A 21,275-nucleotide genomic window follows, 5' to 3' on the forward strand; every position below is an offset into this window, starting at 1 on the left:
CGGACGCCCGGAGTGCCGGGCAGGCCCCACGTGGCCGCGTTTCCACCGTCTCTTCACGCCCACGACGCTGGACAATTCACGGAATCTCGTCATCATGAGGGCGACGGGAGCGTTTGGCCTCGCCCGTCCGGCGTGGAATGATCGCCTCCGGGACGCCCGCAAAGTCCTCGTCGAGAGTGAGGACCTCGCCATCCTCTCGGCGCGCGAGGGCCAGAACGTAGGAATCCATCATGCTCCATTTCCGGTTGCCCTCCTGTCTCATCCCATGCCGGATCTCGGCCGCGAATCGGGACAATGGACCAGTCACCGGCTCCACGTGGGCGTAGTCGCCGATCACCGTCACCGCCGAATCGATGTCTGCGCCCATCTTCAACGCGTAGGCCGCCACCTCCGCAACCGCTGTGGCCGGTGTCCAGACGGATTCGGCCGCCTCAAGATGTGCCGTTATTTCGCGAAAAATCGGCGTGTCTCGTCCGTATTCTATCCAGATCGAACTATCGACCACCAGGATCGGCATTAGTAGCGGTCCACTCGGTCTTCCTTCTCCCTCACGAAGGGCGGGCCTCCCTTGAACAGCCCGCGGAGTTCACTCAGGTCGCGCCGTTTGATCACGACCCGAATCTCGTCGCCCTCATGGATGTTTCGGGCATCAAGCTCGGCCTTGGGGAGGATCACGCCGAGGCTCGATCCGATGCGGCGGACCTTGACAGGGAGCGCTTTCTCAACGAGGGAGACGGCCATGAATGTTAGAATGGCAGTTATAATACAAGGAACTTTCGGTGTTTCCCTTGTGCGCGAGCGCGATTTGGGCTCATTTCTTCTACTTCGCCAGCGAATTCCGCCAATCGGTTTGTTCCACGCGACGTCAAGCATCTGACCAACCCTCGTTCAAGAAGGGTTTTATATTGCCAACTCAACGAAAGGCAGCCGTTTGCTGGGCACCAAAGTGACCAAAATCCTTATAAGGGATTTTTGACACTCCAAGCGTGCTGGCCTCTTGGAAACAGGAGGCGGTAAGCGGAGGTAGGAGTAAGATGCAAGTCCGGTCCCTCGTCGCACTGATGGCTGTTGTGATCCTGGTCGTTTCCCCCATGCTGCCCGCTGCAAGCGCGCAGGTGGAAGAGGAGGATCAGGCGAAGTACCAGACGAAGCAGATCACGTTCTATGCCCACGCCATGCTCTTTGGTTCGGGGAACCCAAACCCCGGGAACACAATGTACCCCTGGGGCGAGGATGATACGAGTATCGGGAGCGGGGGTGGCGACTGCGCACCTGCCGCCTTGGGCCCGGCTGGCGGGCAATCCGTCGGTTTGCTGGTAGCTCAGGTTTCGACGCAACCCTGCGACCAATCCGCGAGCAACCTGATGTACGTCTATTCAACGGCTGGTCCTGTCCAGAGTGAAAAAATCAACGAGGGCATCAGTACTCAAAACCCTGATTACACGGCATTCCACAACGAGCGTGGTCAAACGAAAGACATTCTCTTCGACACTTCAAAAGACATCACGGCAAGGTTCTACATGTCCGGCGATGGCCACAGTTGGGCCGGTACTGTGGCGTCACCTACGCCAGGGGTGCCGGCGCCTACGCCGCGCTGGAACTGGGATCCCGGGTATGAACCGGGTTGGCAGATTGAAGCCACTCTCATGGCGATGAGTCTCGGTGAATATCAAGGACAGGCGAGCGAAGCCCCCACTATTCACCCGAAGGTCGTGGCCAAGGAATACGTGGAAGTGGCCAAAGGGATCACGCAACCCATGGACATGGTCTCCCTCGATGAATCCCTCGGGGGCACCTACAAGACGGTCTATGAATTCAACATCAACCTTGGAAAACCAAAGGTGGACCGCATCAAGAAGACGGACGACTGGGTCATGCGGTTCCGGTGGTGGAGCAACACCGGCGGGAATACTTACATTGCGAACGGCATCAATCCGAACATCAACAACGGCGAGTTCTATCCCGCCGGGTTCACCATCCCCGTGAAGGATGCCTTCGACGTCGAACTCGTCTATCCCCGCTTCGTCTACGACAAGCTCGTCGTGTTGGGTCTCATGAACACGCCTTGGGGAAGCTACGACATGGACGGCGATTCCGTGGACATTTCGTTCACGAACCTGAAAGACAACATGCCGGCCGATGTCCAGACGCTCTCGAAGACCGCCGATTTCTCCGTCGCGCATGGCGGGCACTTCAAGCCGATCAACGTCACATGGGTCTGGGACTACCAGGCCGACAAGGCACGGGCCGGCGACTACAAGGTCACGGTCTCCGCGTGCAACTACCAGCACTCCGCGTGCAGCAGCACGTCCGCGAAATTCACGATCCTCGAAGGCGGCCTCCCTGGCTCGACCGAAGTGGGTCGTAGCGGCCAGGCGAGTTTCACCGAAGCACAGATCGACCAGTCGACCGGGGCGGCGGGCGGCGACAAGTCATCGGAATCGGACTCCAACGCCGGGCCCGGCGAGTTAGTGCAGCCGGGTCTCTGGCTTTCGATGATGGGCCTCGCTTTCGTCGGACGGAGGCGGGCGCTTTGAAGTCGCGCCGCGCAGTCGTCGTCGGGGTGCTCGCGGTCTTCCTCGTAGGAACGCTATCCGGATGCCTTGGCGGGCCACCGAGCCAGGAAGTCCAGAAACAGGCCGACATCCCAAAGGAACTGAACCAGCGTGAAGTCCAGAAGAAATTCGAAGAACTCGCCGCGAAGATCCCGAGCAATTTCTCCTTCCCGCTCCAGAAGCTCAACACGCACAAACGCACTTACATCAACGGGACGATTGACACGTCCGCGATGTCGGCGGTCGCCGGCACGGAAAGCAGTGGCACGGACGTGAACCGTCTATACATTTGGAAAGACATCAAGGACCTGATCCCCGACGGTCAACCCGTGGAGATAACCGCGGGCCTTGCATGGCAAGGCGACCCCGGGAAGTCCGCCACACTGCATCTTGCGATAGAGGTCCCTGGGACCAAAGTCGACCGCGACTACAACAAGTCGAACCCTGGAGACTGGGATTGGAACCTCGTCGTGAAGAAGCTCGTCGTCGACACCGTCGGGGCCGCGGGCCAGAACCACAGGATCGGCGTCAAGGTTGAGAACGCGAAGATTCTTCCCGGTCAGACGTTGCAGTACTCGATACGCCTGGAAATGAAGTACCAACCGAACGTCCTCACGCCGTACTACCTCTACGCACTGGATGTGCCCCAAGGCGCTTCGTCGCTTCTCTTCCACTCGGTCAAAGCCGGTGGTCCCGAGCACATCAAGGCCGAATTCGTCGTCCTGGATCCGGAAGACAACCTGGTGTATTACACGAAGTACGACGACATCAACATCCCGACGGAAACAGTGCTCGTGCCTATCAAAAAGCCTGGCGAGTACCTGTTCTACGCCTATTACATGCAAGGCGGTTTCCTTGAGGTAAAGGCCGACGTGCCGGTCCCGAACAACATCGCTCGCGCGATCGTCCCGAAGTGGGAGAAGACGATGGTGTTCGACGGTTCGCCCAAGCCCGGAATGGCGCCGCACAAGTTCGGCGCAGACGGCGGAACCATCGACAACCCCGTCGTCCAAGAAGGCGACAAGCGCGTCTTCTCGCTCAAGTCATTCCCGCTCGACGTCGTGGGTTACGCCAGCAAGGAAGGCACGTTCGCCGGGGACGTCTACATCAAGATGTCCACGTCGAAGGGCCTCGTCTACGAGTACTACCGCACGCTTCGCTACGACGCGTCGGAGGAAACGAGCATCGGCTTCTCCGAGGACTACTACGACCCCACCGGGCCCTACTGCGATGCCTGCTTCATCCACATGGTGAAGGAGAACATCATCAAGGGTGACTACACGATGTCGGTCGTCGTCGACGGTTTCAACGGCGAGATCGGCTACATGGCGTTGAACTACAAGCGGTGACCGATGGGACGACTCCAGTTCCCGGCGAGAATCGCGGTGAAGTGATAGCGTGAGGTGGTAGTCCTGAAGGGAAGCCCCCGTTTCCCGTTTTTCGTCCTTTCCCTCTTCCTTGCCATGGCGCTCTCCGGTTGCGTCGGGCCCCCGGACCTGGCAGACGTCGTGTTCAAGACGCGGGACGATACGGCCGGTGGCGATGGGAGCGATGGAAACGCCACCGGGGACAACGATACGCGCGAGCCAAAGGCACCGGTGGCGCGCATGAGGATCGCCGACGAGAAGAACCAGGTCATCTTCGAGAGCAAGTTCGACGCCGGCGACGACGTCGTGAAAGGCGACAAGGGGACGGTGCGCGCGGGAACGAACGTCACGTTCAACGCGGGCGATTCGGACGGCCGTTCGAGCGACATCATATCCTACTTCTGGGACTTCGGCGACGGAAGCCGCGGCAACGGCAAGCAGGTCGTCAGGTTCTTCGAGGTCGCAGGCGGCGTCTTCAAAGTGAAGCTCAAGGTCACGAACCTCGACGGCCTCTCCGACGACCAGATCGTGAGGCTGCCAGTCATTCCGTACAAGTTCCCCGAAGATAATGAGACCGTGATGGGGAGCATCAGGGTGGCCGGACCCCAGACCTTCAACGGACAAAACTACAAGTCAGACCAAGGAAACGGCGTGTACTTCCACGTGATCGACGTCGACATCAAACCGGACGACATCGACGGCGAGCTTCGCCTCCAATGGCTGAACATAACGCTACGGGCCGTCTCTGATCTCGACAGCAACGAAACGTCGGCCGGCCAGCAGCCCGGAAGGTTAAACGATTTCGACATCTACCTGTATAACGACACCGGGGTCGAGGTGAGCGGGCACCAAAACCAGCAAGTGGAGCTTCCCAAAGAAAACAATGCGAACTTCACGCCCGAGGAAAAAATCGTCATGCAACTCGGGCCGACCAATCCTCTGCCGCCGGGGAAGTACGCGCTCGTGGTCCACCTCGTGCATGGCGCCGAAGCCAAGTACGAATGCTGGATCTACCGCAAGTACAAACTAGTGAACCCGCAGGTCAACGCGATATTGGGCATCAACGAGTGATCGTCCGGTTCAATCCGGGGCCGCGGTCATTTCGCCACGGATCGGGGTTCTTTCCGGGCGCGCTTTTTTCGCGTCAGCGAAAAAAGGGTGCCGCGGCCACGCTCGCGGTCCGGGCCTACCTTTTCTTCGTGCCGCCTTTCGCCTTCTCGAGTTTCGCGAGGGTGCTTGCGTAAAGCAACGGGAAGATCACCGTGGCGTCCCCGTCGATCGTCACGTGCCTCGCTTTCTCGCGCAGTTTCCCCCATGAGATCGCCTCCTTGAGGCGCGCTCCCGAGAGCGACCCGTCATGCTCCACGGCGGTCGTCACGTAAACGGCGTATTCGAGCCCGCCCACGAACTGGGCCCACCAGATCGTGTGGTGCTTGCTGATGCCACCCCCGAGCATGACCGCACCCAGGCGTTTCTTCTCGTGGACGAGAGCGTCGAGCGCGTCCTCGTCGGCGAGAATGTCGACCCTGAACGAGCGGTTCATCTGCCGGTGGAGCCACAGTTGGCTGCCGAAGGCACCGTCCGTGATCCCCGGCACGAATACGGGGATGCCGTTTCTTGCGGCCCAATAGAGAAGCGACTCCTTGGCGCGCTTCTCCGAAGCGATCTCGGTGCCGACGCGACGGATGAGCTCGACTCCAGACCATTCGTTCTTCTCGGCGTGGAGCGTCTTGAGAAGAGGCCGGAGTCTTTCTTCGAGGACTATGCCATAGCTTTCGTTCGGCACGAGCACGCTTCCGAGCCGGTTGATGCCTTGCCTGTGAAGCGTCGCGTCATCGAGGGCGAAATCGCCTTGGTAGTAGTGTGAAAAGAGCCGGGCGAGATCGTGGTCTAGCGTCCCGCAGGTCGTGATGACACCGTCGACGAGCTTCCGACGGACGATGTCCGTGAGGACGCCCCGGACGCCCGTCGCCATGAGGGCGGCTGGAAACGATAGGAGGACGCCCGCGTCATCATCCTTCACCATCCGAGCGAAGATATCGGCGCCGACCGCGATCTCCTTTGCAGAGAAGCCTCCGCCTTCGAACATGAGGTCGACGAGCGCGGAAGCGGACGTGTCGGCGTCCACGGCCATGTCCTTGACGGACGGGGGGAGTCTTCCTCTTCGCGGCAATCTGGACCCTCTATTCCTTGAGCTTTCCGAGGGCCTCGCGCATCCTGTCGAGGCCTTTCCGTAGGTTTTCCTGGCTGTTCGCGTAACTGATGCGGAGGTGGTGTTCGCCGTTCGGCCCGAACGCAGACCCCGGCGTCACCGCGACACCCGCCTCGGAGAGGATGTAGGTCGATAGTTCCTCGCTCGACATCTCGTAGTCGAAGCGCGGGAAGACGTAGAAGGCGCCCTTCGGTTTGACGCAGTGCATCCCCGGTATCGCGTTCAATCCCTCGACCACCAGGTCGCGGCGCGTCTTGAACTCGGCCGCCATGTCCGCGACACTTCGCTGGCTGGCGGTGAGCGCCGTCACCGCGGCCTTCTGCGCGAAGCTCGTCACGTGCGTGATCGAGTGCTGCTGGATCTTCGAGATGTGCGTGAGGATGTCGAGGGGGGCGACTAGCCAGCCGATACGCCACCCGGTCATGGCGTAGGACTTCGAAAGGCCGTTCACCGTGATCGTCCGCTCCATCATCCCGTGCTCCGCGGCGATCGAGTGGTGTTTTCCCTCGTAGATGATCTTCTCGTATATCTCGTCCGAAAGGACAAGGAGGTCGTGGCTTTTCGCGATCTCCGCCACCCCCTTCACGTCGCTTTCCGTCGCGACCGAGCCGGTGGGGTTCGACGGGGAGTTGACTATGATCATCTTCGTCTTCGGCGTCACGGCCCTTCCAATGTCGTCCGGCATCTGGCGGAAGTCCTTGTGGGCCTCGACTTTGACGTGCACGGGGACACCCCCGGCCAGTTTGATGATCGGTTCGTAGGAGACCCAACCCGGGTCTGGGATGATCACTTCATCGCCCGGATCCACCGTGGCGAAGATCGCCTCGAATATCGCCTGCTTGGCCGGTGTCACGAGGACGTGCTTGGCTTCGCAGGGGATGCCGTTGTCGGAGACGCTCTTCTTGGCGATCGCCTCACGCAGTTCGGGGATTCCGTACGAGGAAGTGTAGTGGGTGAACCCCGCGTCAAGCGCCCGCGTCGCCGCGTCGCGGATGTGCTTTGGCGTGATGAAATCGGGTTCTCCTATGGAGAAGGACACGATCTCCTTCCCCTCGGCCTTGAGGCGGTTCACGATGTCCGTGGTCTTCACGGTGCCCGAGGCCTCGACGTCGTCCATGCGTTTCGCGTGGAGCCGTCGCCTTTCCGGCGCGGCGCCCTCGATGGTGCTCATGCAGACGACCCCGACGATCTCCGACCGGCCTGGTCTTCGCGTACCAAGACGCCGTCGCTCTCCGGTCCCGCCGCGCTCATCATCCGGGGGTAAAGAGAACGATGTTTTATGTGTTGTGTTACCGCGCCAAGATACACCCGGACAAAAGCCCCATCCGTCTCCTTAGGTTTCAAGAACGCTTATGAACCTCCGGGGCATTATCACGCGGTAAGAATCGTGGGCACACGAGACGCGCTTCTTTCGGTTTCTGACAAGACGGGCATCGTCGAGCTTGCGCGAGGCCTCGTGGGTCACGGCATGCGCGTCGTCTCTACCGGCGGCACCGCCAAGACGCTTCGAGAAGCCGGCGTAGGCGTTACGGAGGTCGCCGAAGTCACTGGTTTTCCCGAGATGCTCGACGGACGCGTCAAGACGACGCACCCGCGCATCCACGCAGGGATACTCGCGGTGAGGTCGCGCCCTGATCATCTCGCCGCCCTTGAAAAGAACGGGATCCGGACCGTCGACCTCGTGGCCGTGAACCTGTACCCTTTCGAGGAGACCGTCGGAAAAGGCGCAAAGCATGAGGAGGTGCTCGAACAGATCGACATCGGCGGGCCCTCCATCATCCGCGCCGCCGCCAAGAACTACCGGGACGTCGCCGTCCTGACGTCGCCTTCGCAGTACCGCCCGGTGTTGGAGGAATTGGAAAAGACCGGCGGCCTCACGGCGGAGACGCGGCAGCGCCTCGCCGCCGAGGCGTTCGCGCACACCGCCCGTTATGACACGATAATAGACCAGTATTTCAGGCGCCAAGTCTTGAAGGATGACTTCCCGCAGCACCTCAACCTCTCTTTCGAACGTATACAGAACCTTCGCTACGGCGAGAACAGTCACCAGCGCGCGGCGTTCTTCGCGGGAAAACCTACTAAGGAACCGTGCGTCGTCAACGCCAAGCAGATCCACGGTAAGGAACTCTCGTTCAACAACATCCTCGACGTGGACACGGCGATCGAGTGCGCAAAGGAGTTCTCCCGCCCGAGTGTCGTCATCGTGAAGCATGCGACCCCGTGCGGAATCGCGAGCTCAGATTCCATATCGCAAGCGTTCAAGCTGGCATATCAGTTCGACACTTATTCGCCGTACGGCGGCGTCGTGGGGCTCAACCGCGAGGTCGACGAGGAGACCGCTCGCCAACTCGCGGACATCTTCCTTGAGGTCGTCGTCGCTCCCGGTTTCGTTCCTCACGCCTTGGCGCTTCTTGAGAAGAAAAAGAACGTGCGGCTTCTCGAAGTGAAGGGTTTCGAGCATCACGGGCACTTCGCGGGACTCCAATTCCGCGGCGTCGTTGGTGGCCTTTTGGTGCAGGACCGCGACATCCGTGAACCCGATGTTTCCACATGGAAAGTCGTCACGAAGGTCCACCCTAGCCCCAAGGACATGCGTTCGATGCTCTTCGCCTTCAAGGCTGTGCGCCACGTGAGGAGCAACTCCGTCATCTTCGTGAAGGAAGAGCACACGATCGCAATCGGCGGCGGGCAGACGTCCAGGGTCGACGCGACGTTCATCGCGACGAAGAAAGGTGGCGAGAACATCCGTGGCTCGATAATGGCGAGCGAGGCGTTCTTCCCCTTCCGGGACTCGATCGACCAGGCCGCGAAGGCAGGGGTCGTTGGTATCGTGCAGCCCGGTGGTTCGATCAGGGACGAGGAGTGCATCGCAGCGGCGGACGAGGCCGGAATCGCGATGGTGTTCACAGGACAAAGGGCGTTTCGGCACTAGACCGGCCACCCCCGTGGGGCTCTAATCCTCGAAACCCAAATAAGAAGAAAGGGCCGTGTGTAGTCGAATGACGCGGCCATCAGGCCCAAAGATGACAATGGCGCGTGCTCGTCTGTTGGTGGCAGCCCGTGGCTACAAGTTGCTATCGACCGAGATTCAGAACACTGAAACGCCGTTGCTCATCTATTGCCCCAGGCACGGCCCGTTCACGAGAACCATTCACGCAATTCAGAAGGGGCGAAAGTGCCAGAAATGCGGTCGCCCTCGGAGATCCTTGGAGGTTTCGCGCCGTATAGTTACGGAACGCGGTTATCAACTGCTCTCTATACGTTACCGAAACGTCAACGAGAAGATGCAGATCATGTGCCCAAAGCACGGCGAATTTCAGAAATCGATGCACGACGTGAAGAAGGGTGCCGGGTGCCCAGGGTGTGCCCGACGCCCGCGGCTTGACATCGACCAGGTTCGCACGCTCGTTAAAGAAAAAGGCTACGACCTCATTGCCACCGAGTACGAGAACGTTTATTCTCCGATTGCGCTTCGGTGTTCCCTACACGGAGAATTTAGGCAACGGCTCGCGGCAATCAAGCGAGGCCACGGGTGTCAGCAGTGTGGTCGCGCCAGAATTGGAAAGCACAATCCGCGAGAAACCCCGCGTGAGGTTCAAGACCAGATCGTGACGTTGTATTCGGAGGGCAAGCCTGCAACGGCAATTTCGCGAAAGCTTGGACTGTCCCTTACGCGCGTTTATTGGACGTTGAAGCGACGAGGAATCGCCCGCCGGACCCTTGGTCAGTATCAAACTCAGCGGATCGGTGCCCTCTCCAGGAAACTAGAACTCAGGGTACTACCCGGTGGCGCCATCGGCAAGGCAGGCGATGCCCTCTTCGCTCAGTGCCCGTGCGCTCGCTGTGGGACCAAGCGATGGGTACGAATAGAAGGAGAGAAGCCAAGGTCCACTCGCTGCATGAATTGCAACGAGCCGCGACCAAAAGTTTCCATTGAAAAGATCGCTCGTGTTGCAATGGGGCGCAATTACCCACTTCTCAGTGCCGCGTACGCAGGCAACAAGGCGCCCCTCTCATTTGGGTGTGACACGCACGGACCGTTTTCAATGACCTGGAACTCATTCTCGAGGGGACAAGGGTGCCCCAAATGCGGGATCGAACGTCGAAGCGCCAAGCGCCGACTCAACGTGAAGAAAGTCGACGAATACTGCCTCGCCCTCGGTTACGAGCGCCTCAGCTCGTACGACAAGAATTCGACGAAGCTGACGTTACGATGCGTGCGCGACGGTTCCACGTTCCAAATGAGATTCAACGACCTTCAGTTTGGCCACGGCTGCCCGACTTGTAATGCCTCAATCGGCAGTTACCCCGAGCGACTCTGCCGTTACTACTTTGAATTCTTCACCGGCAAACCGTTCGTTCGCCAGCGGCCCGCCTGGCTTGACGGCCTGGAGGTGGATGGTTACAACGACGAGCTCCGTCTTGGTTTCGAGTACAACGGGCGTCTGCATCGCTTGGAGCTAGAACACTTCTATCGCGAAAAGGATGGTCCAAGGTCCTTCTCGCGGCGGCTCGAGAATGACCGGCGAAAGCAGGCGATGTTTTCGGCCGCGGGTCGTCGGTTGGTCGTCATCGGCGACGAGATTCATGCGAGAGACCTTGGTCGCCACATACATCAAGAACTTTCCCGACTGGGGGTACGGGCTCGTCAAGAAACCATACCAAAGCCAAGGGAAATGCCGCTCCTAGTTCCTCGAAAGTGGGAGGGGAAGCTGGAGTACTACCAGTCCTATAGTCGAGACCCAATAATAGGCCCGTACCGAGGAAGTCAACATGCCTTAACCCGTAGCTGCCTCGATTGCAATCGAACGTACGAGACGATCCCGTACGATGTGAAGAAGGGAAGGGCTTGCCCCTTTTGCGGTGGGAGCCGGCTTGCAGTCGACGCGTTGGAAAAGTTGATTGGGGCGCGAAGTCAAGGCCGCGGAGGGCTGGTTGGAGGTTACAAGCCCGGTACGAAACTACGCATTACCGATTGTGGCCATGGCCATGAATTCAAAGCCAGTGCCTATTCTCTTCGGCGCTGCTCATGGTGTCCACAATGCACGAACGCGGCGAGAAAATCCCTTCTCGATTATCAGGTCGTCGGTCTCCAGTCCGGACTCTGGTCGTTGGCGTTGGCCTTCCAAAGGACCAACACCACGGCACCATGGCAATGCGCCGAATGCGGACATTTCGTTCTCCTGCGGTACGCCAGCGTCGCCGCAGGACAGGCGTGCAAGTACTGTTGGTTCGAAGGCCGTCGCCGAAGTCGGACCGGTAAACTTATCACTCAACTGCGAAAAACCTAGTTTGGCCGCGGGTGTTCAAGAGCGGCCTGGACCTTCTTCGCGATGGCCAAGAGCCCCTTCGCCGCCTCCGACTCCGGAGCCGCAAGGACGTAAGGCCTGCCTTTGTCCCCGTTGAGCGCGACCGCCGGGTCGATGGGTATCCGTCCGAGGAAGGGCACGCCCATCTTGCGCGCCGTCTCCTCGCCTCCTCCGGACTTGAAGATCTCGTGCCGCTTCTTGCAGTTCGGGCAGGTGAAGCCACTCATGTTCTCCACTATCCCGATCACGGGGATCTGCACCATCTTGCAGAAGTTCACGGCCTTCCTGATGTCCATGAGGGAGACGTCTTGGGGTGTCGTGACGATGACCGCCCCGTCGCCTTGGGTCTGGGGGATCTCCTGGCTAACCGAAAGCGGCTCATCGCTTGTTCCGGGGGGAAGGTCCATCACGAGGTAATCGAGGTCTCCCCACGAAACGTCGCCGAGGAACTGCTTCATGACCCCGATCTTCCAGGGACCGCGGCCGATGAACGGCGTGTCGGCGGCAAGTTGCACGAGGCCGGTGGAGACGATCTTCACGCCGTCGGCCTCGACCGGATAGACCGTGTTCTCGTCCCCCGTAAGTCTCTGGTCGAAGACGCCCGCCATCCGCGGCACGTTGGGGTTCGTGATGTCGAGGTCGAGAAGCCCCACTCGCGCCCCCAATCGCCGCAGCGAATACGCGAGGTTCACGGCAACCGTGGATTTCCCAACGCCGCCCTTGCCGCTCATGACGGCGACCTTGTGGGCCATGCGGGAAAGGTTGCGCATCCGTTTTTCGGCTTCCTTCAACCTTTCGAGGGCGGCCTCGTCGACCATCGGCAAGGCGTCGCCGGGCGGGGGAGGTCGCGAGGACGTGTGGGCCACGCTCGGCTGAAAGCGCGGCGCCCTTAATTCTTTTTGGCCCGCGATTAGACTCATCGAGCGCGCGTATTCACGTCGTCGGCGGGGCCCGTGGCGGGAAGCGCCGTTCTTGGCGGTTACGGGCTTTGCTTCGACCAATGTTGAAATAGGGGCCCTCTTATACGAAAGGCGAAACATGGTGGAAGAAGAAACTGACGTCGACGGTCCTTTCGCACCAGCCGTCGCATACTCCGAGATGGATCTTTCCTGGGAGATGAAGAAGGCGCTCCAGACGATGGGCTACGAGCACCCGACGGAGATCCAGGCGAAGGTCATCCCCGTTATCCTGTCCGGCCGCGACGTGATGGCACAGGCGCAGACCGGAACGGGAAAGACCGCCGCCTTCGGCATCCCGCTCGTCGAAAGACTGCCGCCGCATTCCAAGGACGTGTGCGCGTTGGCCCTCGTCCCCACGCGGGAACTCGCCGAGCAGGTGGCAGAAGAGATAACCGAGCTCGGCCACGTGAAAGGCGTGAGGACGCTTGCGGTCTACGGCGGGGCGTCGATGAACCGGCAGGTGCAGGAGCTGTCGAAGGGCGTCGAAGTGGTGGTCGGGACGCCCGGCCGCATCATGGACCACATGCGCAGGCAAACGCTGCATTTTCGCAAGCTCCAGTTCCTCGTCCTCGACGAAGCGGACCGTATGCTCGACATGGGGTTCATCGACGACATCAATTGGATCATGCGCCATATCCCGAAGGGCATCCAGACGCTCCTCTTCTCGGCCACCATCCCAGGCCCGATAGAGGCGATCGCCCGGCGCTACATGAAGGACCCCGAGACCGTCCGGGTCGCCGCGAAGAAACTCACGCTGGACACGACGGAGCAGATATACTTCGAGGTCGGTTACAAGAACAAGGTGTGGGCGCTCTACCGGGTGCTCGAGGCCGAGAAGCCCGAACTCGCCATGGTCTTCTGCAGGACCAAGCGCGAGGTGGACAAGGTGGTGAAGCTCCTGAGAAGCCACGGGTACGACTGCGAACCGTTGCACGGGGACATGCCGCAAGGGGCACGCACGCGCGTCATGGAGAGTGTCCGGACCGGGAAAGTGAAGGTGCTCATCACGACCAACGTCGCCGCGCGGGGTATCGACGTCCTCCACACGAGCCACGTCATCAACTACGACATGCCCGAGGACCCCGAATGGTACGTCCACCGGATCGGCCGCACGGGAAGGGCGGGGCGGACAGGAAAGGCCATCACCTTCGTCACCAACGACGAACGGGGCCTCCTCTCGCAGATTGAGTCGGCGAGCGGGTCCAAGGTGAAGCTCCGCAAGGTCCCCGAGTCGGCGGGGGGAAGGGATCGCATCCGGCGCATCGACGACTTCAACGAATTCGCAAGCCCCATCGGTGTCGTTCGCTTCCGGCTCGACGTGGGCAAACGAGACGGTGTCGTCATGATGGGCCTTTTGCGGGAGCTTGCAAGCCGGGCGCGTGTTCGCGACAGCGATTTCGGCCTCATCCAGGTGCACGAGGCGTTTTCGGAGCTAGAACTCCCCCAGCGGGTCGCAGGTGAGGTCTACCGCGCGGTGAACGGCAAGCAACTCTACGGCAAGGTCGTGGAGATGCGGCCCATCAGGGAATGAGAGGCCGCCCGCATCCCTTTGCATTGTCATGACCATGGTCGGCATTGACATGTAGAGGAAAAGTTATTATTCGGGGCAGCTTCGCCTCCACGATGGACCCCCTTGTCCCGGCGGCGGCCGGCATGATAGGACTCGCCTTTGCAATCTTTGTGGCCTCTAAGTTCCGCGAGAAGCGGCGAACGAGCGACGCCCTTTGGACGGTGGGGCTCCTCCTTTATGCGATCGTCTCGTTCATCGAGGCCTGGGTGATGATCGGCGGCTGGACGATCCCCCTGTACAGGATATATTTCGTGATGGCGCCATCCCTCGTCGGGCTATTGGGCGCCGGCACCATCAGGTTCGTGGCCGACGCCAAGAAGGCGCGGTTCTTCACCGTCTTCATCGCGGTCCTCATCGCCGTCGCAGCGGTGGGGCAGTTGGCGATCGTTTTGCACCTCGACACCCCAGTGACCTCGGAGGGGACGACGATGGCGCTCAACGACTGGGGAAGTGAGCTCGGCGGGAAAGCCATTCCCTTCCCGCAGCCCGCGCGCGTCGCGTTCCTCCTCCTCAACATCGTAGGCGGATTAGCCCTCATCCTGGGGGCGCTATGGAGTTGGCGGGCGACCAAGCGCATCGGGGTCCTCCTCATAGCCTTTGGCGCCATGCTCCCCTTCGCGGCCGGGAGCCTCAGCACCCTCGGCCTCGTGGAAGCAAGGATCATCGCCCAGTTCCTCGGGATCACCCTGATGTTCGCGGGTTTCATCAAGTCGCAAGATGCTGTCGGCGCAACGAAGCAGCAGGCGGCAAACCCTCAATGAGCCCGGACCCACTCGTCCTCTTCGTCGACGCGATCCTGTTCTTCCTAGCCCCGGGGAGCTCGCTCCTTCTCGCCCTTTTTCCTGGGCGTAGACTCGCATCAAGGCACGGCTGGGCGTACTTCACCTTCATCGCGGTCGTTTCGAGCGCCGCGATGACGATACTCGTGGGCGCCGCGTTGGGGTTTGCCCCCGCGGAGGGCGGCCTCTTCAAGGGTGGCGCGACCGGCCTCCCGATCCTTGAGACAACGATCGGCGTAGCGACGCTCGCGCTCCTTTGGACGGCGAGACGCAGGGGTGCCTTCGCCACCGGCTTGCTTCCATCGAAGGACGCGCCCGCGGTGATCGAAGTGCCATCGCCCGACTTGAAGGCGGGACGGTTGGAGGACCTCCAGATCGAACGGCATCGCCTGCGTAACCCCAAGAGGCGCCCCTCGACAGGCCCCCATCCACGCGACGACGTCGAGGGACGCGCCGAAAGGCTACGCGCCGTCGAGGGGGCGATATCGTCGCTCGAATCGGAACCGCGGTGATCGGGCGCGCCCTAGATGCGGCAAGTGACCCGGCGGCGCAGTTGCAGCGCCGTCAGGACCTCTTCCCCGATATCGCTTTTCCTTGAGATCTTGATCTCGCCCTTGCGCCCGATGGTGGCCGTGAAGAAGGATTCGCCGTCGATGCATACGTCCACGGGCCGACCCGAGTACTCGGGCTCCAGGATGAGCACGATGTTCTGCTTCGATTTCCGGATCTCGGGCGTCAACTCCGCCCACTGCTTTGCCTCTTCCCGCCGGCCCTTCTTCACACGGTCCTTCAACGGTTCGACGTCGATCTTGATCCCGACGTCGCCCTCGACCTCCTGGATGTTCTTGCCGCCCTTCCCGATGAGGCGTGGGATCTCCCATTCCTCGACGAACACCTTCGCCGAATTCTCCCCCGTGATCTCGACTTGCACGTCCCCCTCGACGTGCTTGCGGATGAGGCGGAGAAGTGTGGATTCCGCCATGCGGTCGCGAGCCGAGAGGTTCCCGTCCTTCCCGCCCTTCACCGGCATGACCACCACTTGCTCGCCGTAGGTGTAGATCTCGAACTCCGCCTTCTTCGTGACGAAATCGCGCACCTCGATGACGGGGCGGGCAAGATCGGCCTCCTGCATGCCGTGCGGCACTTTCACAGTGAAGGAAAGCTCGAGGATCGTGTCGATGCGCCCCTTGGCGATGTGGATCACGGTGTCGACCACCTGCGGGATCATCCCGAGCTCGACGCGGCCGATGAGACGCTGGACTGCGTCGATGGCCCGGTTCGCGTGCGTCACGCCCACGAGTCCCACGCCGGCGAGGCGCATGTCCGCGAAGATCTTGAAATCGTCGGTCTTGCGGACCTCGTCGTAGACCACGAAATCGGGGCGCACAAGAAGCAGGATGTCGCTCGTGAGGGCCATGTCGCGCTCCAGCGGCCCGTACTGGGTGATCTCGTCGCCGACCTGCAGATCGCGCGGCGACTCCATGGTCTTCACGATGGCGCCCTGGCGCGACAGGTGCTCGGCGATGGCCTGCGCGAATGTCGACTTTCCGCTTCCCGGAGGTCCGCTCACGAAGACGCCGCGCGAATAGTCCTGTAGACGTGCGAGCAGTTCTGGCGCGAGGCCGTAGTCGCTTATGCCGAGTTTCACGACGGGCCGGACGGCCGTTATCTCGACGCCGTCCGCAAACGGTGGGCGGGCGATGGCGATCCGCATGTTCCCGAGCTGTACCACGGTCGCGCCGTGGCGTTCGATCTCGACGAACGAATTCTCGTCGCGTTTGGCGGCCTCGATTATGTCGCGCGCCATGCGAGAGAGGCGTTTCTCGTCCAAGACTTCCTCTGACAGCCGCACGAGTTCGATCTTCGCCGGCTCCCCGCGCTTGGCAAGCGGTGCACAGTTCTGTTTGAGGTGGACGCTCATCGTCTCCGCATCGAAGTACTTCATGAGTTCGAGTTCGGAGACCGCCTTCGTCTCCTCCTCACGCCTCTCGGGCCGCAAGTAAGTGACTCGGATGCCCTTCGATCTCGCCACATGCGACTGCACCGAATCGCTCGTCAGGAGTGTCCCCCCGCGCTCCTGCGCGACGCGCCGGATCATGGCGTCTATCTCCCCGCTCTGGGCGAGTTCTATGTCGTCGAGGCTCGGCCGCTCGCCGAGGAACTCTATGCGGACCCCGGCTGCGTCCTTCAACTGCTGGATCTTGATGAGTTCGTCGAGCCCATTGAAGCCGGTCTCCCTCCCTTGGTTGGCCTGGTACTCCAACTCGGCGATGACCGCTTCGTGGATGAGCACGTCGGCGTTCTTGATGTCTCCTCGTTGGAGCATGAGGGTGATCCTGCCGTCGACGATCACCGAGGTGTCGGGGACGAGGATCGTTCTAGCGGGTCTCTCTTCGAATGGCGTCATCGAGGCTCACCGCTCAATCGTTACGAGTGGTGTTAAAGTAATCGGTGGGCGGCTCCGGTGGAAACGGGCCGCCGCTCCCCACCGGCGTGAAAGTCGATCTGGCACGCCGGAAGGGCAAGCGGACAACGCCCACGGCGACCCAGGCGATCAGGCCGGTTTCAGCGGGTCGAAGTACTTGAGGGCCATGACCACGATGGCCATGAGAAAGGCGCCGATCAGGACGAAATATGGGTTGATCTTCAGCGCGGTCTCTTCTTCCGCGTCGAAGTAACGGATGAGGCCCGCCGCTTGTTGGAAACCGGGGTTGCGCGAGTCCTTCTTGGCCATTGTTTTCGACAAGAGTGGATGCCCTATTTAAGCGTTCTCGGGCGTGTCCGGCGCCTCCCGACCGTGCGAATGTTCCCCAATGCGGCCGGGGGCCACGGTGGTGAGGACCCGCGCCGGCGCCCCGCGTCCACCACGGGCGTTTTATTATCTGATGCGGCCTTGCTGACGCGTGGCGCGTAAGGTCCCGCCGGAAGACCTCGTGGTCGCGGCGATCACGAAGGTCCTCGCGGAAAACGGTGTCGTGACCAGCCAAGGCCGTCTACGCTCCCTTGTGGCCGAGGAACTCGCCGCGTTCGACGGGGACTACACGGTCTCCGCGGACCGCGCGCGTCAACTTGCCGTCCGAAAAGGCGTCGCCCGCATCGAGATCCATGCCCGGCGCGGCGAACATAGAACCCTCGAATCGTGCCCTGTCTGTTCGTCCCGGCTTTCAAAGGTCAAGAACCGGACGCTCGACGGCAGCGAAGTGCATGTGGGCGTGAAGTGCAAGAGGTGCGGCTTCTGGGTCGGACAGAAAGGCCGCGTGCCGTCGAGGTACGTCTTCTACGACAGGCGTCGCAAAGTCGGTCGAAAGGCCGTGAGGGGCCGCCGCGGGGTCGGGCAGTTGGGCGGCCGATAACGTGCATCGGGCTTTGCTAACGCGAGGGTTTGCGTAGCGCGAGGTGGTACGAAGTCCATGAATAACCCTCGTGCTCCAGCACGATGTGCGGGTAGCGCGAATACCCGACCTGTTCGCCTCGGGCCATGCGTTCCCCATCGTCGATAGCCTCCTGGAACCTGACGGGGCGCTCTAGGGTGCGTGGCGATATCGTCTCCTGCAGGTCATCGACGGGCCGGCAGCCCGACGGGTCGATGATGAGCTTCTTGAGTTCGGCGAGGTCGAAGACGAGGAACCCCGGAAGTCCTATGCCGCCCGGCGGCCCCTTGATGCGGTACTCCGTCGACAGCGTGAGGACGCCCCCCGGTTTGAGGACGCGTCCCATCTCGGAGGCGGCGCGCTCAACGTCCTTCCAATCGCCGAAATGCTCGATCGAGCTCGAAGAGAAGACGAAGTTGAAAGTCTCGTCCTCGTAGCGTAGCTCGCGACCGTCCATGTGCTGCGTCACGAGGCGCCGGTTGTTCGACTTTATGTAAGGGTAGACCGTCTCGGGGGATTGGAGCATCTGGGGCGCCGCATCCGCCGCCCAAGCACCCGGGGCAAGGTAAAGGTCGGTGGCGAAGACCCATCGGAAGAGGTGCGTCAGGTTGAATATCGTGGGCTCGCGACCCGCGCCGACGCCCAACGCGAAGCCGCGCTCGCCTCGCGAAAGGAGTTTCTCGGCGGCGAGGATCGCCATGCCGATCTCCCAAGGTTTCCTGTATTCGAAGCCTGCGGGCCATCCCGGTTGGTACGGCCTCATGTAATGCGCCTGTGTGCGCTCCAAGACGCCAAGGAGGTCGGGGTGCGAGAAGTCCTCCAGTTCGCAGGGTTTGTTGAACCTGAAAGCGCTCATCCGTCGACCCTGACGCCGCGGCTTGATTTATTCCCTTCGGACGACGGTGTCGTCGACGGGGCCCTCGTTGCGGCCCGCAACCGGGGGGCCGGGCACCGACGGGCCCTTAGGTGCGGCGGCGGCGCGCGAGGAGCGCTATGGCGATGGCGCCCGCGAGCATCGCTCCGGTCTCGAACCCGGGCGTGTTGTTCGCCTCCTCTTCGGCGGCGATCGCTTGGGCCGTGATGTTCTCCCGGTCGAAGAACACCTCTTCGGGCACTTTGACGCCGGTGGTCACGATGGTCGTCGTGAGGAGACTCGCTTTGAACGCCTTGTCCGAGCCGCTCGTCGCATTCACCCGTATCTTGCCGATCTCGCCGTCCTTCGCATCGGAGGGCGGCGTCACGGAGAGCGCGAAGTTGGCGCTTTCGCCGGGCCCGAGGTTGAAGTCTGCAGCCGGGACCACTTTCCCAAGCCACGCTGCCGTCTCGGGGAACGCTTCGATGTGGACAGTGTCGTTACGCTCGCCCTCGTTCACCACGGTGAGGTAGTAAAGAGTGGAGTTTCCGGGGTTCGCGTACTTCTCGAGCCCGACGTTCTTGTCATAGTCGAGCGTTATCAACGCCGACGTGAGTTGCGGGATGACGACCTCGCCGCGTAGCACTGGAAGCTTGATCGCGCTCGAGCGCGGGACGAAGCTTGCGAACTGCTCGCCGGAGGTGCCTCCGATTATCCCGTTGGTCGCCGAGGCGCCTTCCAATTGGACTCGCGCGAGGACGCTCATGTACTTCGACCCTGCGGCGGGGAGCTTCTTGGTCGAGGAGGGTTTGAACTTGAAGACGAACTTCGTCTCGCCGCCGCCTACCGCCTGCGAATCGGTTCCCTGGCCTATGAGGAGGTTTCCGTAGTATAGCGCGAAGTCGACTCTCATCGTGCCCGGCACGGCCGTCGTGTAGGCGAGCGTCGCCTCCGCCTCCTTCTCGGGATCGAGAAGGAACGGGCCAGGTAGGGGCGCGTCCGAATACCGGCGGGTCGAGGATCCGCAGGGGCCTCCGAAGCAGATGCCCGCATTGAAGGCGCTGGAGACGGGTTCGTCGGGGCTTCCATCGGACTTGAGCGGGTTCAGGTAGACCTCCGTGCCCGCCAGTCCAGTGGCTATGATCACGGGATCGAGGACCCCGCCCTGCGCCTCGTAGGGTCTGCTGTGGAAGTATAGCGTGTTCTCCTCGGGAGAGAGGGGCTTCACCGCGTAGAGTGCGATCTTGACGCGCCCGACCATGTCCTCGTCACCGACGACGGTGCCCGTGACGACGACACTTGCGGTGTCAAGGTGCTTGGTGCTCTTCGGCGGCTCGACAATGAGGGTGATGTTCCGGGAGCTTTGTGCCGGCATCACGACGCTGTCGACCGCGCGCACGTTCCAGTCCTTCTGGCTCGATTGCACGGTGATTGCCACGATCTTCTTCGCCGGCGCTTTGTTGACCACGGTGATCGGGATTGCGGTCGGTTCGCCGATGCGGACGGCTTGCGGTTGCGACCCGTCGTCCTCGAAACTCACTTGGCCGAAGGGTCCGAACTGGCTAGAGGAGGACGAGCGTCCGCTACCGGTCGTGAGGACGAGCATCGCGTTGGTCGTCGGGACGCCGAAGACGAAGCTCGCGTCGAACTTCCCGGTGTCGGGGGCCGCGTCGTTCGCGGGGATCGGCATCAGTTGGTTCGAGGTCGCCCGGAAATTGGCGATGGATTCCCCGCGCTTCGGCGTGGATTTCTGGCCGGAGGTCCCGATGAGCAGTTCTTTCGGCACCTTCACCGAGAGGGTGCTGGTCGCGAGTTCGACGCGAGCCGGCAGGTTCGCCTTGAAGTCGAAGCCGTCGTCGAAGTCGTCGGTGTCGTTACCTTGGAGCTTCGCCTCGTAGAGGCTGGCGAACGCGTCGGGTTCGGGAGTCGTCGATTGACAGCACTGGAAGGGCTGGTAGTTGAGGCCCACCCGGTACGTGTGGTCGCCGCTCGGGCCGTCGAAGTAGAGGGAGTAACTCGAAGAGATGAAGACACTATGGGTGGCGGTATCCACCACAGCGTCGAGCTTGTTCAACGCCAGCGAGATGTCGAAAGCCCGGTCGGTCTCGTTGTGGATCTTGAAGCCGACGATGTCCACGTTGTCCGTAAGCGCGCTTTGCGGCAGCGCCGTCCCGTCGTTCCCGCCGAAAGACGTCGTGTCGCCCGGCCGATCCGTGAAGTTGAGAACTCCGTCCTCGCCGGGCTTCGCGGCGGCAAAGTGCACCGCCGATAGAATGAGCGATCCTGCCATCAGAGCCGTG

General features: G+C 61.5%; 18 protein-coding genes. 8 read left to right on the top strand and 10 right to left on the bottom strand.

Features of this window, described 5'->3' with window-relative positions:
- Nucleotides 1–76: 76 nt before the first annotated feature.
- Nucleotides 77–517, bottom strand: coding sequence for a PIN domain-containing protein (locus HY556_06330; protein ID MBI4393395.1), 441 nt, complete (start codon nucleotides 515–517; stop codon nucleotides 77–79).
- Nucleotides 517–741 (bottom strand): hypothetical protein, encoded by a 225-nt coding sequence (locus HY556_06335; protein MBI4393396.1) that lies wholly within the window; start codon nucleotides 739–741, stop codon nucleotides 517–519. Before HY556_06335 ends, HY556_06330 begins: the two co-directional genes overlap by 1 nt.
- Before the next feature lie 293 nt (nucleotides 742–1,034).
- Here HY556_06335 and HY556_06340 point away from each other — a divergent pair, with 293 nt between their 5' ends.
- The 3 genes from HY556_06340 to HY556_06350 all read left to right on the top strand — a co-directional run bounded on the left by HY556_06340 (nucleotide 1,035) and on the right by HY556_06350 (nucleotide 4,993).
- On the top strand, nucleotides 1,035–2,537 hold the full coding sequence (locus tag HY556_06340; GenBank protein ID MBI4393397.1) for a hypothetical protein: 1,503 nt from the start codon (nucleotides 1,035–1,037) through the stop codon (nucleotides 2,535–2,537).
- Entirely contained in the window at nucleotides 2,534–3,904 is a 1,371-nt protein-coding gene (locus HY556_06345) for a hypothetical protein (GenBank protein ID MBI4393398.1), read from the top strand. The genes HY556_06340 and HY556_06345 overlap by 4 nt, the downstream gene beginning before the upstream one ends.
- A 114-nt stretch (nucleotides 3,905–4,018) precedes the next feature.
- Nucleotides 4,019–4,993, top strand: coding sequence for a PKD domain-containing protein (locus HY556_06350; GenBank protein ID MBI4393399.1), 975 nt, complete (start codon nucleotides 4,019–4,021; stop codon nucleotides 4,991–4,993).
- 115 nt (nucleotides 4,994–5,108) lie between these two features.
- On the opposite strand, the gene HY556_06355 is transcribed toward HY556_06350, so the two are convergent.
- Entirely contained in the window at nucleotides 5,109–6,056 is a 948-nt protein-coding gene (locus HY556_06355; GenBank protein ID MBI4393400.1) for a deoxyhypusine synthase, read from the bottom strand.
- A gap of 49 nt (nucleotides 6,057–6,105) precedes the next feature.
- Nucleotides 6,106–7,305 (bottom strand): pyridoxal phosphate-dependent aminotransferase, encoded by a 1,200-nt coding sequence (locus HY556_06360; GenBank protein MBI4393401.1) that lies wholly within the window; start codon nucleotides 7,303–7,305, stop codon nucleotides 6,106–6,108.
- Between the two features lie 108 nt (nucleotides 7,306–7,413).
- Here HY556_06360 and purH point away from each other — a divergent pair, with 108 nt between their 5' ends.
- Nucleotides 7,414–9,066, top strand: coding sequence for a bifunctional phosphoribosylaminoimidazolecarboxamide formyltransferase/IMP cyclohydrolase (purH, locus tag HY556_06365; protein ID MBI4393402.1), 1,653 nt, complete (start codon nucleotides 7,414–7,416; stop codon nucleotides 9,064–9,066).
- Between the two features lie 1,360 nt (nucleotides 9,067–10,426).
- On the opposite strand, the gene HY556_06370 is transcribed toward purH, so the two are convergent.
- On the bottom strand, nucleotides 10,427–10,585 hold the full coding sequence (locus HY556_06370) for a hypothetical protein (protein ID MBI4393403.1): 159 nt from the start codon (nucleotides 10,583–10,585) through the stop codon (nucleotides 10,427–10,429).
- Between the two features lie 836 nt (nucleotides 10,586–11,421).
- A complete protein-coding gene (locus HY556_06375; GenBank protein ID MBI4393404.1) occupies nucleotides 11,422–12,261 on the bottom strand; it encodes an Mrp/NBP35 family ATP-binding protein in 840 nt (279 codons plus the stop codon).
- A gap of 220 nt (nucleotides 12,262–12,481) precedes the next feature.
- On the opposite strand from HY556_06375, the gene HY556_06380 reads away from it, so the two are divergent.
- From HY556_06380 to HY556_06390, 3 genes are all read left to right on the top strand, one after another.
- Nucleotides 12,482–13,933, top strand: coding sequence for a DEAD/DEAH box helicase (locus HY556_06380; GenBank protein ID MBI4393405.1), 1,452 nt, complete (start codon nucleotides 12,482–12,484; stop codon nucleotides 13,931–13,933).
- Nucleotides 13,934–14,025: 92 nt separating this feature from the next.
- A complete protein-coding gene (locus HY556_06385; GenBank protein MBI4393406.1) occupies nucleotides 14,026–14,733 on the top strand; it encodes a hypothetical protein in 708 nt (235 codons plus the stop codon).
- Entirely contained in the window at nucleotides 14,730–15,263 is a 534-nt protein-coding gene (locus HY556_06390) for a hypothetical protein (GenBank protein MBI4393407.1), read from the top strand. The genes HY556_06385 and HY556_06390 overlap by 4 nt, the downstream gene beginning before the upstream one ends.
- Before the next feature lie 11 nt (nucleotides 15,264–15,274).
- Here the strand turns inward: HY556_06390 and tadA are convergent, their stop codons facing one another.
- Both tadA and HY556_06400 read right to left on the bottom strand, forming a co-directional pair.
- On the bottom strand, nucleotides 15,275–17,158 hold the full coding sequence (gene tadA / locus HY556_06395; protein MBI4393408.1) for a Flp pilus assembly complex ATPase component TadA: 1,884 nt from the start codon (nucleotides 17,156–17,158) through the stop codon (nucleotides 15,275–15,277).
- Between the two features lie 147 nt (nucleotides 17,159–17,305).
- The gene (locus tag HY556_06400) at nucleotides 17,306–17,485 is read right to left on the bottom strand and encodes a preprotein translocase subunit Sec61beta (protein ID MBI4393409.1); all 180 of its coding nucleotides are present in this window, start codon (nucleotides 17,483–17,485) and stop codon (nucleotides 17,306–17,308) included.
- Nucleotides 17,486–17,654: 169 nt separating this feature from the next.
- On the opposite strand from HY556_06400, the gene HY556_06405 reads away from it, so the two are divergent.
- Nucleotides 17,655–18,104 carry a hypothetical protein gene (locus HY556_06405; protein ID MBI4393410.1) on the top strand — a complete coding sequence of 150 codons (450 nt, stop codon included), beginning with the start codon at nucleotides 17,655–17,657 and terminating at the stop codon, nucleotides 18,102–18,104.
- A gap of 16 nt (nucleotides 18,105–18,120) precedes the next feature.
- Here HY556_06405 and HY556_06410 read toward each other — a convergent pair whose 3' ends face one another.
- Nucleotides 18,121–18,978 carry a class I SAM-dependent methyltransferase gene (locus HY556_06410; GenBank protein MBI4393411.1) on the bottom strand — a complete coding sequence of 286 codons (858 nt, stop codon included), beginning with the start codon at nucleotides 18,976–18,978 and terminating at the stop codon, nucleotides 18,121–18,123.
- A 106-nt stretch (nucleotides 18,979–19,084) separates the two neighbouring features.
- Nucleotides 19,085–21,265 (bottom strand): hypothetical protein, encoded by a 2,181-nt coding sequence (locus tag HY556_06415; protein MBI4393412.1) that lies wholly within the window; start codon nucleotides 21,263–21,265, stop codon nucleotides 19,085–19,087.
- Nucleotides 21,266–21,275: the final 10 nt, after the last annotated feature.

The sequence above is a fragment of the Euryarchaeota archaeon genome (assembly GCA_016207515.1).
Taxonomy (GTDB): domain Archaea; phylum Thermoplasmatota; class SW-10-69-26; order JACQPN01; family JACQPN01; genus JACQPN01.

What these genes read in the sequence shown, in the direction of transcription:
- HY556_06330 (MBI4393395.1), bottom strand. Translation starts at nt 517, where the DNA reads ATGCCGATCCTGGTGGTCGATAGTTCGATCTGGATAGAATACGGACGA.
- HY556_06335 (MBI4393396.1), bottom strand. Translation starts at nt 741, where the DNA reads ATGGCCGTCTCCCTCGTTGAGAAAGCGCTCCCTGTCAAGGTCCGCCGC.
- HY556_06340 (MBI4393397.1), top strand. Translation starts at nt 1,035, where the DNA reads ATGCAAGTCCGGTCCCTCGTCGCACTGATGGCTGTTGTGATCCTGGTC.
- HY556_06350 (MBI4393399.1), top strand. Translation starts at nt 4,019, where the DNA reads ATGGCGCTCTCCGGTTGCGTCGGGCCCCCGGACCTGGCAGACGTCGTG.
- HY556_06355 (MBI4393400.1), bottom strand. Translation starts at nt 6,056, where the DNA reads ATGGCCGTGGACGCCGACACGTCCGCTTCCGCGCTCGTCGACCTCATG.
- HY556_06360 (MBI4393401.1), bottom strand. Translation starts at nt 7,305, where the DNA reads ATGAGCACCATCGAGGGCGCCGCGCCGGAAAGGCGACGGCTCCACGCG.
- purH (MBI4393402.1), top strand. Translation starts at nt 7,414, where the DNA reads ATGTGTTGTGTTACCGCGCCAAGATACACCCGGACAAAAGCCCCATCC.
- HY556_06370 (MBI4393403.1), bottom strand. Translation starts at nt 10,585, where the DNA reads ATGCAGACGCCCGTTGTACTCGAAACCAAGACGGAGCTCGTCGTTGTA.
- HY556_06375 (MBI4393404.1), bottom strand. Translation starts at nt 12,261, where the DNA reads ATGGTCGACGAGGCCGCCCTCGAAAGGTTGAAGGAAGCCGAAAAACGG.
- HY556_06380 (MBI4393405.1), top strand. Translation starts at nt 12,482, where the DNA reads ATGGTGGAAGAAGAAACTGACGTCGACGGTCCTTTCGCACCAGCCGTC.
- HY556_06385 (MBI4393406.1), top strand. Translation starts at nt 14,026, where the DNA reads ATGGACCCCCTTGTCCCGGCGGCGGCCGGCATGATAGGACTCGCCTTT.
- HY556_06390 (MBI4393407.1), top strand. Translation starts at nt 14,730, where the DNA reads ATGAGCCCGGACCCACTCGTCCTCTTCGTCGACGCGATCCTGTTCTTC.
- tadA (MBI4393408.1), bottom strand. Translation starts at nt 17,158, where the DNA reads ATGACGCCATTCGAAGAGAGACCCGCTAGAACGATCCTCGTCCCCGAC.
- HY556_06400 (MBI4393409.1), bottom strand. Translation starts at nt 17,485, where the DNA reads ATGGCCAAGAAGGACTCGCGCAACCCCGGTTTCCAACAAGCGGCGGGC.
- HY556_06410 (MBI4393411.1), bottom strand. Translation starts at nt 18,978, where the DNA reads ATGAGCGCTTTCAGGTTCAACAAACCCTGCGAACTGGAGGACTTCTCG.
- HY556_06415 (MBI4393412.1), bottom strand. Translation starts at nt 21,265, where the DNA reads ATGGCAGGATCGCTCATTCTATCGGCGGTGCACTTTGCCGCCGCGAAG.